Here is a 13,235-nt window from a genome sequence, read left to right as displayed (position 1 = left end):
ACCGCATGTATTCGCTTGCCCGCCCCTTCCTGTTCTCGCTCGACGCCGAGCGCGCCCACGGCCTCGGCCTGTCCGCCCTGGACCTGGCCTACCGCACCGGCACCACGCCGCTGCTGGCCGCACGCATCGCGCCGATGCCCAGCACGGTGTTCGGGCTGACCTTCCCCAATCCGGTCGGCCTGGCCGCCGGCCTGGACAAGAACGGCGAGCACATCGATGCGCTGTTCGCGCTCGGTTTTGGCTTCGTGGAAATCGGCACCATCACCCCGCGCCCGCAGGAAGGCAATCCGAAGCCGCGCCTGTTCCGCCTGCCCGCCCACAGCGCCATCATCAACCGCATGGGCTTCAACAATGCCGGCGTGGACGCGCTTGTGCGCAACGTGGAACGCGCGCGTGACCGCCGCGGCCTGCTCGGCATCAACATCGGCAAGAACAAGGACACCCCCAACGAACAGGCCGTGGACGATTACATCGCCTGCCTGGACAAGGTGTATCCGCTGGCCGACTACATCACGGTGAACATCTCGTCGCCCAACACCGCCGGGCTGCGCGAGCTGCAGGAAGAAACCGCGCTGCGCCAGCTGGTGGCACAGCTGCGCGACCGCCAGGAAGCGCTGGCCGCGCAGCATGGCCGCCGCGTGCCGATGCTGGTGAAGGTGGCACCGGACCTGAGCGAGCGCGACATCGATGCCGCCGCACGCGTGCTGGGCGAGCTGCAGGTGGACGGGGTGATCGCCACCAACACCACCATCGACCGCAGCCGCGTGGCCGGCGATCCGCTGGCCAACGAGGCTGGCGGCCTGTCCGGTGCGCCGGTGCTGGACCAGTCCACCCTGGTGCTGCGCCGCCTGCGCGCGCGCCTGCCCGAATCCATTCCGCTGGTCGGCGTGGGCGGCATCCTGTCCGGGGCCGATGCGGTGGCCAAGATGGCCGCCGGTGCGTCGCTGGTGCAGTGCTACAGCGGCCTGATCTACAAGGGCCCTGCGCTGGTGGTCGACTGCGTGGAAGCGATCCGTCGCCGCCGCGAGGCGCCCAGCCGTGGCGCGGTGGCACCGCTGTGAGCACCGCCCCCTTGCGCTGGACCCTGACCGAAAACGCGCCGCTGCAGGCGCTGAATACCTTCCATGTGCAGGCCACGGCAGCACAGCTGCTGGAACTGCACGACCCGGCCCTGCTGCCCGACGTGCTGGCCCTGCCCAGCGTTGCCGGCGGCCCGCTGCTGGTGCTGGGCAGCGGCAGCAACGTGCTGATCGCCGACGACCTGCCCGGCACCGTGCTGGTGTTCGGCAACCGCGATATCAGCTTCCTGGAACACCGCGCCGACCACGCGGTCATCCGCGCCGGTGCCGGTGTGCCCTGGCACGGCCTGGTGATGTGGTCGCTGCAGAATGGCCTGTCCGGGCTGGAAAACCTGGCGCTGATTCCCGGCACCGCCGGTGCCGCCCCGATCCAGAACATCGGTGCCTACGGCGCGCAGGTGGGCGAATTCATCCAGGCCGTGGAAGCCTGGGATTGCCAGGACCAGGCGTGGGTGCGGCTGGACAACGAACAGTGCGGCTTCGGCTACCGCGACAGCGTGTTCAAGCAGCAGGCCGATCGCTACCTGATCACCGCCATCGAACTGAAGCTGCCGCTGCTGCACGATCTGCGCATGGATTACGCCGGCATCCGCGAGGAACTGCAGGCACAGGGCGTGGAACTGCCCAGCGCGGTGGACGTGGCCAACGCGGTCATCGCCATCCGCCGCCGCAAGCTGCCCGACCCCGATGTGCTGGGCAATGCCGGCAGTTTCTTCAAGAACCCGGTGCTGCCGCTGGAACAGACCGAGGTGCTGCTGCAGCACTTCCCCGAGCTTCCGGTGTTCCCGGCCGAGCGCGAGGACCAGCGCAAGGTGTCGGCGGCATGGATGATCGACGCCTGCGGCTGGAAGGGCTTCCGCGAAGGCGATGCCGGCGTGGCCGCCAGCCACGCACTGGTGCTGGTGAACCACGGCAATGCCAGCGGCGCCGAACTGCTGGCTCTTGCCCGGCGCATTTCCGCCTCGGTGCTGGAAAAGTTCGGCGTGCCCATTGAACCGGAACCGCGCCTGCTCGGCGCCCAGTGGTGAACACCGCCGTGCAGGGCCCGGCCGCCGCCCCATTGCGGGCGGCACTGCTGATGCTGGGCAGCACCCTGGCGTTCGGGCTGATGGCGGTGGCGATCCGCTACGCCACCCGCTACGTGCCCACCCAGGAAGTCGCCTTCTTCCGTAATGCCTTCGGCCTGCTGGCGCTGCTACCCATGCTGCTGCGCCCGGGCCGTGCGCCGTTGAAGACCCAGCAGCTGCCGCGCTACTTCGTGCGCAGTGCCATCGGCCTGGCCTCGATGCTGTGCGCGTTCTGGGCGCTGGGCCACCTGCCGCTGGCGCAGGCGGTATCGCTGTCCTATTCCACGCCGCTGTTCGTCACCATTGCCGCCGTGCTGTGGCTGGGCGAGATCGTGCGCGTGCGCCGCTGGGCGGCGGTGGTGATCGGCTTCATCGGCGTGCTGGTGATCGTGCGGCCCGGCACCGCCGGCTTTTCCGCAGGCAGCCTGGTGGCCGTGGCCGCCGCCCTGCTCAGCTCGCTGGTGGCGATCCAGATCAAGCAGCTCACCCGCGTGGACAGCGCCGATACGGTGGTGCTCTACACCTACGTGTTCTGGGTGCCGCTGTCGCTGGTACCGGCGCTGTTCGTGTGGGTATGGCCCACCGACATGGCCTGGGTGTGGCTGGTGGCCACCGGCGTGATGGGCACCGTGGGCCAGCTGCTGTGGACCCGCGCGCTACGCTTGGGCGAAGTGTCTGCACTGACCCCGATCAGCTTCCTGCAGCTGCCCTTGGTGACCCTGTGTGGCTGGCTGCTGTTTGGCGAAACCATCGACCGCTGGACCCTGATCGGCGCCGGCATCATCCTGGCCGCCAACGCCTACATCGCCCACCGCGAAGCCGTACTGGCCCGCCGCGCGCGCGCGCCTGCCCCGTAGAGTCGAGCTTGCTCGACTGCTCTTGCTCCTGCCTTTCGTAGAGTCGAGCTTGCTCGACTGCTCTTTGTAGAGTCGAGCCACGCTCGACTGAATCGCTGAAAGCAGTCGAGCAAGCTCGACTCTACAAACACCGGCAGTCGAGCAAGCTCGACTCTACGCCGCCGTGCACGCCACCCGGTACGCGCGCTCGGCCGCATCCACCACATTCCCCGGCGCAAACTGCTCGCCCAGGAAATGCAGCGCCTGCCGCCGCTGCTGCACCGCACGTCCCTGCGCCTGCGCCCCCAACAACATCTGCTGGAACTCGATCAGATCCTGCAGCACGCGCACATGCCGGTACCAGGCAATCCATCGCGCATCGCCCAGGTCTTCGCCATAGCCTTCCACGAATCCCTGCGGGCGCTCGCGCCCCCAGCGACCGCCCACCGCGCCGCCCACGAACATCAGGTCGCGTTCGCGCGGGGCCAGCGCCAGGCCATCCCAGTCGATCAGATGCAGCCGGCCACCCGTATCCATCAACAGATTGCCGGCATGCAGATCGGTATGGCACACCCGCAGTTCTGCACGCTGGTGTTGCAGGCCATGCTGAAGTTCCTCGGCGCGTGCATGCAGCTGCGCAATGCGCGCACGCTGTTGCTGCCACAGCGCCAGGAACGCCTCGCCCCAACGGTCCGTGGCCGTCGGCAGCGCACCGGGCTGCTGCAGCCACTGCCCCACCGTCAGCAGCGCGTCGGTATCCAGCGCAACCTGCGGCAGCGCGCTCGCCATCGCTTCCGGCAGGCGCGCCTGGTGCAGGCAACGCAGCACGCGGCCCAACTGCTGCCACTGCGCCGAACTCAGCGGCGCCTCGAAGCCGGATTGCCCTTCAATATAGGGAAACAGCGTGAACTGCAGGCCCCAGCGCTGTGCCGACGCGGCACCGGCCAGCGTGGGCCACGGCGCCACGATCTCCTCGATGCCCAGCGTGCCGCGCAACCAGTGCAGGCTGTCCCACACTGCCGGGTTCACCTGGTAACGGCGGCACTTCAGCCACCACTGCGCATTGCGCGCATCAATGCGGTACACCGCCGCATGGGCATCGGCGCCTACCGCGCGCGACACCACCGCCGTGGGCGTGATGCCATAGGACTGCTGCAGGACTTCCCCGATCTGCGGCGCCGTTGCAAGTGACATGAACACCAGACTGCGTAGAGGGCACGCCCACTATCGCAGACACGCTTTACAGCGCGCAGGCAAACCGGTCACATCTTTGGCCAGCTGCGACAAAACAGCGCAGCGTCAGGTCACTTTGCGTAGTGCCCCAGGAACATCGCCACGGCCGATTCGGCCACCCGCGTACGCTCGGCTGCGGCCAGCGGCGGCTGCCCCAGCGTTACCTGCGGCCAGAACGCAAAGCCCTTCACCAGGCCCTGCAACTGCTGGTCGGCGAATTCCGGATCGACCTCGCGCAAGCGACCATCGGCCACCGCAGCGCGCACCCACGCACTCACCCCGCCCTCTTTTTCACCCATGCGGCAGACGATGGCCTGCGCGCGTTCGGGCGAATGGATGATCTCGGCCATCGCCACCCGCGCCAGATCAATGAAGTTGGGGTCGCCCAGCAACTCCAGTTTCTTCGCCAGCAACTGCAGCAACTGCGCCTGCAGCGGCTGGTCGGCGCGATAGGGAACGTCCACGCTGGCCACGCTGCTTTCCCACAGCTCTTCCAGGATCAGCGCGAACAACTCTTCCTTGCTGGGGAAATGGTTGTAGACCGTGCGCTTGGAAACGCCGGCCGCCGCCGCGATGCGGTCCATGCTGGTCGCCTCGTAGCCCGCCGCGCGGAACTCTTCCACCGCCGCGCGCACGATGGCTTCGCGTTTGCGATCGGTCAGGCGTTGCGGGGCACGGGACATGGGATTACCGAGATTCTGAACGGACGCCGACATTTTACACCGGCCAGTGTACTTTCCTGAAATCGGAAACTACACTGCGCAGTGTACCCAGCGGACGTCCCCGATGAAGCGCCTGCTCCTTGTCCTCCTGCTTGGAACCCTTGCCGTGACCGCTTATACGTTCTGCAAATCCTGGTCCCTGCCCGACTTCCCCGACTCGCCGCAGTACCGCGACGGCAAGTTCCGCAACGTCGTGCCCAAGCCGGCCATGGGCCTGCGCGACGGCCTGGAAATCTGGTGGACCTTCCTGTTCAACAAGCCCAAGGGCACCGTGCCCACGCAGCCCATTCCGGTGCAGCCGCTGGACCGCGCCACGCTGGACGCCGCGCCCGATCGCAGCCTGTTCCGCCTGGGCCATTCCACCCTGCTGCTGAAGCTGCGCGGCCAGTACTGGCTGACCGACCCGGTGTTCTCCGAACGCGCCTCGCCGGTGCAATGGATGGGTCCGGCACGCTTCCACGCACCGCCCATCAGCATCGACGAACTGCCGCCCATCGCCGGCGTCATCCTGTCGCACAACCACTACGACCACCTCGACCATGCCGCCGTGCTGGCGCTGGCTGGCAAGACCACGCGCTTCATCGCGCCGCTGGGCGTGGGCGACCAGTTGATCGCCTGGGGCATCGATGCAGCCAAGGTGGAACAGCTGGACTGGTGGCAGAGCACCACCGCTGGCGGCCTGCGCCTGACCGCCACCCCGGGCCAGCATTTTTCCGGTCGTGGCCTGGGCGACAGCGACCGCAGCCTGTGGGCGTCGTGGGTCATCCAGGATGACGACTTCCGCATTTTCTTCAGCGGCGATACCGGCTACTTCGATGGCTTCAAGGCCATTGGTGAAAAGTACGGCCCGTTCGATCTGACCATGATCGAAACCGGCGCCTACGACGAACGCTGGGCCTTCGTACACATGCAGCCCGAACAGACCCTTCAGGCGCACCTGGATCTGCGCGGCAAGTGGCTGCTGCCGATCCACAACGGCACCTTCGACCTGGCCCTGCACGACTGGCAGCAACCGTTCGAACGCATCACCGCCCTGGCCGCTGCCCACAACGTCCCGGTCGCCACCCCGATCATGGGCGAAGCCCTGGACATGCAGGCCCCCACGCCCGGCACCCGCTGGTGGGAATCCCCCCGATAACCCCAGCCGGTAGGTGCCAACCTTGGTTGGCACGCCTTCTACCGCCGCCGCCCCACCCCGGTAGGTGCCAACCTTGGTTGGCACGCCTCCTCGAGCAAGCTCGCCGCTACCGCAGGCGTTGCGACTCCATGCCCACGTTCACCTGCGCCGCCGCGGCAACAACGCAGCAACTTCGCTCAGCCCCGCCAGTTCAGGGCTGACATCGATCAACTGGGCCACAGGCACGGCTCGGCGTACATCGGCAAGCGCCGATGAAACAGCGTCCTGAACGTTGGCGGCCTGTCTGCAGAACTCAAGCGCAAACCGGCCTGGCCGCCCAATCCCCAACAGCGCATCGTCGCAACCCGCTTCCGCAAAGCGCAGTTCCAGAGCGCCTGCGCATAAGCGGGCACCGGGCAATCGGTAGGTCAGCGTGAACGTGAATCCGGTCATGGGCGCAGCTCTTGCCACAGGTATCCGTCATTACACATGCATTCCTTGGCAGCGCTCCAGAGGCACACGCGTCACTCGGATAAACGCCAACCCGGGTTGGCACGCCGTCCCTACCCTGACCCGCCCACATACTGCGATGCGTCATGTAACCGCTTACATCCCTTGCTAGCGTAGCCCTGCCCGTTCCCGGGCCGTGCTCATGTGAGGCCTTCGCAATGACGCTCTGCGCCGACCGCTGCACAACTCCCCCGCCGCACCGGCGCCTCGCCCAGGCACTGCTGCTGCCCACCCTCGCACTGGCGGCAGCGGTCAGCGCACAGAACCTGCCACCGCGCGCGCAATGGCAGGCCAGCGCCTCATCGCAGCAGGTGCCAGCGATGGCCATCAGCCACCTGATCGACAACGATCCGAAGACGGTGACCGGTGGCGCGTTCAGCCCCGGCCATTGGTTCCAGATCGATCTGGGTAAACCGGCAATGCTGGCAGGCGCGCGCCTCACCTGGGATGTCTCCAACCCCGAAGCCTATTCGCTGCAGACCTCGCTCGATGGCACGCAGTGGCAGACGGCCTACGTCATGGCCGATTCGCTGGGCGGCATCGAAACCCTGTACTTCGCGCCCCGCCAGGCCCGCTACCTGCGCCTGGCCAGCCCACAGCGCACGTCCGACTGGGGTGTGTCCATCTTCGAAATGGAACCGCTCGACACCACGCTCAGCGCACGGGTGGCCGGTCTGGATGCCACCCAGACCGCTGCGCTATGGCAGGGCGGCGGCACGGTTGCCCTACCCGCCGGCAAGGGCGGCGGCCACACGCTCGACATCATCCTGCCCCGCGCGCAGCCCAGCACCGGGCTGGCGGTGGACTGGGCCAGCGTGCACGGCGCCGCACGCCTGCAGGCACAGGACGCGCAAGGTCGCTGGCACGAGCTGGCGCGCGATGCGCAGGCTGCCACGCGGCAGCAGAGTTGGCTGGCAGCCGATGCACCGCTCGACCTGCAGGCACTGCGGCTGACCGTGCAAGGCGACGCACCGCAGGTCAAACGCATCCGCCTGCTCGGCCCGAAGGCCGTGATGACACCGATGAAGCGCTACCAGATCGCTGCCAGCGGCGCGCAGCGCGCGTTGTTCCCTGCCTCACTGCACATGCAGCAGACGTACTGGACGGCAGTGGGCGTGCACGCGGGCCGGCAGAAATCGATCTTCGACGAATACGGCAACATCGAGGCCTTCAAGGGTGCGCCGCTGGTTCAACCGATCTGGCGCAGCGCCGATGGCCGCACCGCCGGCGCCGCCGGACACCCCGTGCAGCACGCCCTTCGCGATGGCTGGAAGCCAATGCCATCGGCCATCTGGTCGCCGCAGCCGGGGCTGGAACTGCGCAGCGAGGCCTTCGCCATCGAGCGCGACGGTCAGCCGGTCACCTTCGTGCGCCATCGTCTGCACAACACCGGCACTACAGCGATCGAAGGCACGCTGAACTTGGCCGTGCGACCGATGCAGATGAACCCGCCTTGGCAGAACGGCGGGCTGTCGCCGATCCGCGAGGTGGCCGTTGCAGACAACGCCGTGCGCGTGAATGGCCGCATCCTGCTGCAGTCACTCACCAGCGTGGATGCCGCAGGCAGCGCACCGTTCGGCAACGAAGGCGACACCGAAATCACCGCGGCCATCGCCAGCGGACAGCTGCCTGCAGCGAAACAGGCCAGCGATGCCACCGGCCTGGCAGCGGCGGCGTTGAGCTATCGCATCCGCCTGGCCCCCGGTGCCAGCGATGCGGTGGTGGTGGCCTTCCCGCTGGGCACCGCCAACGCTGATGCCAATGGCGTGCTGCCGCAGGCACCGGCCCTCGACCTCGCGTCGCTGCCGCGCGACGGCGACACGGCCTTCGACACGCTGGCCAGCCGCGCCTCCAACGATTGGCAGGCACGGCTGGGCCAGGTGGGCCTGCGCCTGCCCGATCCTTCGCTGGTGGACATGCTGCGCGCGCAGGCCGCCTACATGCTGATCAACCAGACCGGTCCGGCCATGCAGCCCGGCCCCCGCAACTACAACCGTTCCTTCATCCGCGATGGCATGGCGACCTCGGCCGTGCTGCTGCGCATGGGCGAAGCCAAGGTCGCGCGCGACTACCTGGCCTGGTACAGCGAACACGGCGTGCATGACAACGGCCTGGTGTCACCCATCCTCAACGACGATGGCAGCGTGAATACCGGCTTCGGCTCGGACATCGAGTACGACAGCCAGGGCCAGTACATCACCTTGGTGGCCGATGTCGCACGGCTGGATGGCGGGCCGGAAAGCGTGCGTGCCTATCTGCCCAAGGTGAAGGCCGCGCTGCGCTTCCTGCAGGAACTACGCGAACGCACCCTGGTGCCGGGTTACATGGCCGACCAACCGTCGCCGGAGCGCTTCGCCGGCATTCTGGCGCCGTCGATCAGCCACGAGGGCTACCCCTCACCGACCCACAGCTACTGGGACGACTACTGGGGTCTGAAGGGCTGGCATGATGGCGCGTGGTTGGCCGAATCGCTGGGCGACCACGAAACCGCAAGGTGGGCGCACGAACAGTACAAGGCGCTGTACGACGCACTGCATGCCTCGATCCGCGCGACCATGGCATGGAAGGGCATCGACTTCATTCCGTCCTCGGCAGACCTCGGCGACGGCGACCCGACCGGTGTTTCGATCGCACTGGACCCCACCGGCGCGCAGAGCGTGCTGCCCGCCGAGGCCCTGCGCACCACCTTCGCCCGCTATCTGGACGATGTGCGCAAGCGCAACCAGCCCGGCGCGCTATATGCCTATACACCGTACGAAATCCGCAACGTGCTGAGCTACGTACACCTGGGCCAACCCGAAGCAGCCGACGAACTGCTGCAGGGCCTGCTGCACGATCGCCGGCCGCTGCAGTGGCAGGTGCTGGCGGAAGTAGTGCATTCACGTCTGCGCTTCCCGCGCTACCTGGGCGACATGCCGCACACCTGGATCGGCGCCGAGTACGGCCGCACCCTGTTCGGCATGCTGATGCGCGAAGACGACGACGCGCTGTCGCTGTTGCCGGGGGCGCCCCCGTCCTGGGTAGCGGGTGAAGGCCTGGCCGTGGACCGCCTGCCCACCGCCTACGGCACGCTGCAGATGCAGGCACGGCAGCACGACGGCAGCTTGACCGTGTCGCTCGGCAAAGGACTGCGCAAGGGCACGCCTGTGCGCGTGTGGTGGCCCAGCCGCACCTTGCCGAAGGACGTCCGCGTGGATGGGCGAGCGGTATCGAACTTCGACAAAGATGGCGTGCTGCTGGCGAAATCCTTCAAGACGCTTGAGGCGCGTTGGCCGTGACCCGGGTGAATGCCAACCTTGGTTGGCACGCACCGCCTTGGTAGGTGCCAACCTTGGTTGGCACGCTTTGCCTTGGTAGGTGCCAACCTTGGTTGGCACGCCTGCATCAGAACCCCGGCAACCCCGGCGGGTTGGTCTGCGACTGCGGCACCGCTTCTTCAGCGAGGTTCCAGCGCTGCAGCGCCTGCGCATACGTGCCGCTTTCTATCTGCGTGTTCAACGCCTGGGTGATTGCATCGGCCAGCCCGCTGCCCTTGCGCGTAGTTGCTGAAATCGCCGCCGAATCCGGCCAGCCGCCGGGGAACAGCCCCACCCGCCGTACCTTGCCATCGCGCGCCGAATAGGCACCGGTCGCGTTCGGTTCAAACGACACATCGGCACGCCCGGTAATCACCGCCAGCCGCCCCACCACCGCATCGTCGAAGTACTGGTACTCCACCGGCTTCAAGCCCGCCGCAATATTCTGCTGGTCCCAGTGCCGCAGAATCTGGTCCTGGTTGGTGCTGGCCCCCACCACCACTTTCAGCCCTGCCACATCGGCAGGCTTCTCGATCTTCTGGATCGGGCCGTCGGTGCGTGTGTAGATGCCCAGCAGGTCAAACCGATAGCTGGAAAAGTCGAACTTCTTTTTGCGCTCTTCGGTCACGGTCACGTTCGACAGCACCGCATCGTACTTGCCCGACTCCAGCCCCAGCGGCCAGTCGGCCCATGCAACCGGCACCAGCACCAGCTTCAGGCCCAGGCCATCGGCAATCAGCTGCGCGATATCCGGCTCCACGCCAATCACCCGTTTGCTGTCGGCACCATAGTCGGCCAGTGGAAGCTGCGCCGGGTGGGTGGCCACGGTCAGCACGCCCGGGGTCACGAAACGGTAGCCGGGCGGCAGCAGTGCCTGCGCCTTGGGGTCCGGCGTGCCGCGCAGCACTGGTGCGTCGGCGCCGGCCAAGGTAACGCTGGCGGCCGGCACGGGCGCCGGTGCCTGGCGCACGCGCGAATAGACGATGCCGGCAATGCCGATCACCAGCACACCCACAACCAGCAGCGTGCTGCGCGAAGGAAGACGGTGTGATGCAGGGCTCATGGGTTCACTCGAAAGGGTTACAGGGTCTTGGCCAGGAAATCGGCGGTGCGCTGCTGGCGCGGGCGCTCGAACAGTGCCTCGGGCGTGCCCTGCTCGATCACCCGGCCCTGGTCCATCATCACCACGTGGTCGGCCACGCGGCGGGCGAAGGCCAGTTCATGGGTCACGATCACCAGGGTGGTACCCGAGCGCGCCAGTTCTTCGATCACGCTCAGCACTTCGGCCACCAGCTCCGGGTCCAGCGCCGAAGTCGGTTCATCGAACAGCAGCACCTTGGGCTGCAGCGCCAGCGCTCGCGCAATCGCGATGCGCTGCTGCTGGCCGCCGGACAACTGCCGCGGGAACGCATCGGCCTTGTCGGCCAGGCCCACCCGCTGCAGCAACGTACGCGCCTGCTGCTCGGCCTGCACGCGCGGCACGCCGCGTACCGCGATCGGCGCTTCCATGATGTTTTCCAGCGCGGTCAGGTGCGGGAACAGGTTGAACCCCTGGAACACCATGCCGACCTCGGCGCGGCGGCGGCGGATCTCACGCTCGGGCAGTTCGTACAGCGTGTCACCCTCGCGGCGGTAGCCGATCAGCTGCCCGGCCACACTCACGTAACCGCTGTCGGCGCGCTCCAGATGGTTGATCAGCCGCAGCAGCGTGGATTTGCCGGCGCCCGAAGGACCAATCAACACCGTCACGCTGCCCGCGCGCAGGTCCAGGCTCACATCGTCCAGCACCACCTGCTCGTCGAACACCTTGCCCACGCCGTGCAGGGTCACCGCCGCGCCCTGCCCGGCTTCCACCGGCACGGCCACGCGTGGGCGATCACCATCCCCGGGCACGGCAGCGCGCGCACGCGGCACCGAAGACACCCGCGAGATGCTGCGCTCGCGCTGCAGCTGGCCACGCGCAAAGCGCTGCTCCACCTTCCGCTGCAGCAGCGACAACACGGTCAGGATCACCAGGTACCAGACCGTCGCCACCATCAGCAGCGGCACCACTTCCAGGTTGCGGCGGTAGATCACCTGCACCGTGTAGAACAGCTCGGGCAGCGCGAGCACGTAGACCACCGATGTGCTCTTGGCCAGCCCGATCACATCGTTGAAGGCCGCCGGCAGGATCGAGCGCATCGCCTGCGGCAGGATGATGCGGCGCACCTGGCGCCCGCGCGGCAGGCCCAGTGCGGCCGCCGCTTCATACTGACCATGGTCCACCGACAGAATGCCGCCACGGATCACCTCGGCCGAAAACGCTGCCTGGTTCAAGGTCAGGCCCAGCACCGCCGCGGTGAACACGCCGATCAGCTGCGTGGTCGGGTAGGAGAACAGGCTGATGCCGGTGAACGGCACGCCCAGTTCAATGGTGCTGTACAGGTAACCCAGGTTGTTCAGCAGCAGCAACAGCACCAGCAGCGGGATCGAGCGGAACAGCCACACATAGCCCCACGACACCGCCGCCAGCAACGGCGAGCCGGATACCCGCGCCAGCGCCAGCAGCGTGCCCAGCGCAAAGCCCAGCCCGGTGCCCAGTGCGGTCAGCAGCAGCGTGCGCCCCAGTCCTTCCAGCACGGGTTTGGCGAAGAACCATTCGGCGAACGTGCCCCAGCCCCAGCGCGGGTTGCCCAGCACCGACTGCAGGCCGATCAGGATCAGCGCCAACGCCAGCAGCGTGCCCACCACCTGCAGCGGGTGCCGCGCCGGCACGATCTTCAATGCGGGTGCAGCGGCCGGGCGCGTGGCCAGCCCTTCCAGCGCGGTTGAAGGCGTGCTCATGCATGCACCGCCTGGCGTGCCGCAACCGCCGCGTCTGCACCCGGCTGCGGCGCGCGCAACCACTTTTCGAACGGCAGATGCGCGATGGTTTCCGGGTCGGCGTGCAGGTCGAACAGCGCGGTGTAACCGTGGCTCAGGTACAGGCCCACGGCCTCGGGCTGGCGGAAGCCGGTGGTCAGGAACACGCGCCGGTAGCCCTGGCGTGCGGCCTGATCTTCCAGTTCCTGCAGCACCCGCCGCGCAATGCCCTGGCGGCGCAGGCCCGGCAGCGTCCAGATGCGCTTGAACTCGGCGGTGTCGGCATCGCGGTGCGGCATGAAGGCGCCGCCAGAAATGGCCACGCCATCGCGCAGCAGCAGCACGAAGGCGCCCACCGGCGCGGCAAACGCCTGCGCGGGGTAGCGCTGCAGCTCCTCGCGGGCGCTGCCGCCAATCCGCCGCCGCACATCGGCGTAGCGGCTGTCGTATTCCTGTTCCAGCCCATCGAACAGCGGCCGTGCCAGCGGATCGTCCACGCCGGTATACAGGAAGCGCTCGTTCTCAAACACCCTA

At 67.6% G+C, this 13,235-nt stretch carries 11 protein-coding genes; 5 read left to right on the top strand and 6 right to left on the bottom strand.

The annotated features are described in order from the left end of the window. The first annotated feature begins 5 nt into the window (after positions 1-5). From C1930_RS09040 to C1930_RS09030, 3 genes are read left to right on the top strand one after another with little or no spacing between them, the layout of a single operon-like run. Positions 6-1,061: a quinone-dependent dihydroorotate dehydrogenase gene (locus C1930_RS09040; RefSeq protein ID WP_108756032.1), complete on the top strand. Its 1,056-nt coding sequence runs from the start codon at positions 6-8 to the stop codon at positions 1,059-1,061. Further along, on the top strand, positions 1,058-2,107 hold the full coding sequence (gene murB, locus C1930_RS09035; RefSeq protein ID WP_108756031.1) for a UDP-N-acetylmuramate dehydrogenase: 1,050 nt from the start codon (positions 1,058-1,060) through the stop codon (positions 2,105-2,107). The genes C1930_RS09040 and murB overlap by 4 nt, the downstream gene beginning before the upstream one ends. 32 nt (positions 2,108-2,139) lie before the next feature. Then, positions 2,140-3,003 carry a DMT family transporter gene (locus tag C1930_RS09030; RefSeq protein WP_108772571.1) on the top strand — a complete coding sequence of 288 codons (864 nt, stop codon included), beginning with the start codon at positions 2,140-2,142 and terminating at the stop codon, positions 3,001-3,003. A gap of 153 nt (positions 3,004-3,156) precedes the next feature. On the opposite strand, the gene C1930_RS09025 is transcribed toward C1930_RS09030, so the two are convergent. Together C1930_RS09025 and C1930_RS09020 are read right to left on the bottom strand one after the other, a co-directional pair. Next, complete coding sequence (locus tag C1930_RS09025) at positions 3,157-4,176, bottom strand: aminoglycoside phosphotransferase family protein (protein ID WP_108771537.1); 1,020 nt, start codon at positions 4,174-4,176, stop codon at positions 3,157-3,159. A 110-nt stretch (positions 4,177-4,286) separates the two neighbouring features. Further along, positions 4,287-4,898: a TetR/AcrR family transcriptional regulator gene (locus tag C1930_RS09020; RefSeq protein ID WP_108761857.1), complete on the bottom strand. Its 612-nt coding sequence runs from the start codon at positions 4,896-4,898 to the stop codon at positions 4,287-4,289. A gap of 103 nt (positions 4,899-5,001) precedes the next feature. On the opposite strand from C1930_RS09020, the gene C1930_RS09015 reads away from it, so the two are divergent. Further along, positions 5,002-6,075: an MBL fold metallo-hydrolase gene (locus C1930_RS09015; RefSeq protein ID WP_108756029.1), complete on the top strand. Its 1,074-nt coding sequence runs from the start codon at positions 5,002-5,004 to the stop codon at positions 6,073-6,075. Between the two features lie 138 nt (positions 6,076-6,213). Here the strand turns inward: C1930_RS09015 and C1930_RS09010 are convergent, their stop codons facing one another. Next, positions 6,214-6,507, bottom strand: coding sequence for a hypothetical protein (locus C1930_RS09010; RefSeq protein WP_108771536.1), 294 nt, complete (start codon positions 6,505-6,507; stop codon positions 6,214-6,216). A 215-nt stretch (positions 6,508-6,722) separates the two neighbouring features. On the opposite strand from C1930_RS09010, the gene C1930_RS09005 reads away from it, so the two are divergent. Beyond that, positions 6,723-9,842, top strand: coding sequence for a discoidin domain-containing protein (locus C1930_RS09005; protein WP_108771535.1), 3,120 nt, complete (start codon positions 6,723-6,725; stop codon positions 9,840-9,842). 106 nt (positions 9,843-9,948) lie between these two features. Here C1930_RS09005 and C1930_RS09000 read toward each other — a convergent pair whose 3' ends face one another. The 3 genes from C1930_RS09000 to C1930_RS08990 are packed head-to-tail and all read right to left on the bottom strand — an operon-like array spanning position 9,949 to position 13,231. Continuing rightward, on the bottom strand, positions 9,949-10,923 hold the full coding sequence (locus C1930_RS09000; RefSeq protein WP_108771534.1) for an ABC transporter substrate-binding protein: 975 nt from the start codon (positions 10,921-10,923) through the stop codon (positions 9,949-9,951). Between the two features lie 17 nt (positions 10,924-10,940). Further along, on the bottom strand, positions 10,941-12,683 hold the full coding sequence (locus tag C1930_RS20640; RefSeq protein WP_108771533.1) for an amino acid ABC transporter permease/ATP-binding protein: 1,743 nt from the start codon (positions 12,681-12,683) through the stop codon (positions 10,941-10,943). After that, the gene (locus C1930_RS08990) at positions 12,680-13,231 is read right to left on the bottom strand and encodes a GNAT family N-acetyltransferase (RefSeq protein ID WP_108771532.1); all 552 of its coding nucleotides are present in this window, start codon (positions 13,229-13,231) and stop codon (positions 12,680-12,682) included. The genes C1930_RS20640 and C1930_RS08990 overlap by 4 nt, the downstream gene beginning before the upstream one ends. Between the last annotated feature and the right edge of the window lie 4 nt (positions 13,232-13,235).

It is taken from the genome of Stenotrophomonas sp. SAU14A_NAIMI4_8 (assembly GCF_003086695.1).
Lineage (GTDB): Bacteria > Pseudomonadota > Gammaproteobacteria > Xanthomonadales > Xanthomonadaceae > Stenotrophomonas.
The sequence above is the reverse complement of the archived record's forward strand: the minus strand, read 5'-3'. Positions and strand labels throughout refer to the sequence as shown.

What these genes read in the sequence shown, in the direction of transcription:
- C1930_RS09005 (WP_108771535.1), top strand. Translation starts at nt 6,723, where the DNA reads ATGACGCTCTGCGCCGACCGCTGCACAACTCCCCCGCCGCACCGGCGC.
- C1930_RS09025 (WP_108771537.1), bottom strand. Translation starts at nt 4,176, where the DNA reads ATGTCACTTGCAACGGCGCCGCAGATCGGGGAAGTCCTGCAGCAGTCC.
- C1930_RS09000 (WP_108771534.1), bottom strand. Translation starts at nt 10,923, where the DNA reads ATGAGCCCTGCATCACACCGTCTTCCTTCGCGCAGCACGCTGCTGGTT.
- C1930_RS09040 (WP_108756032.1), top strand. Translation starts at nt 6, where the DNA reads ATGTATTCGCTTGCCCGCCCCTTCCTGTTCTCGCTCGACGCCGAGCGC.
- C1930_RS09020 (WP_108761857.1), bottom strand. Translation starts at nt 4,898, where the DNA reads ATGTCCCGTGCCCCGCAACGCCTGACCGATCGCAAACGCGAAGCCATC.
- C1930_RS20640 (WP_108771533.1), bottom strand. Translation starts at nt 12,683, where the DNA reads ATGAGCACGCCTTCAACCGCGCTGGAAGGGCTGGCCACGCGCCCGGCC.
- C1930_RS09015 (WP_108756029.1), top strand. Translation starts at nt 5,002, where the DNA reads ATGAAGCGCCTGCTCCTTGTCCTCCTGCTTGGAACCCTTGCCGTGACC.
- C1930_RS09010 (WP_108771536.1), bottom strand. Translation starts at nt 6,507, where the DNA reads ATGACCGGATTCACGTTCACGCTGACCTACCGATTGCCCGGTGCCCGC.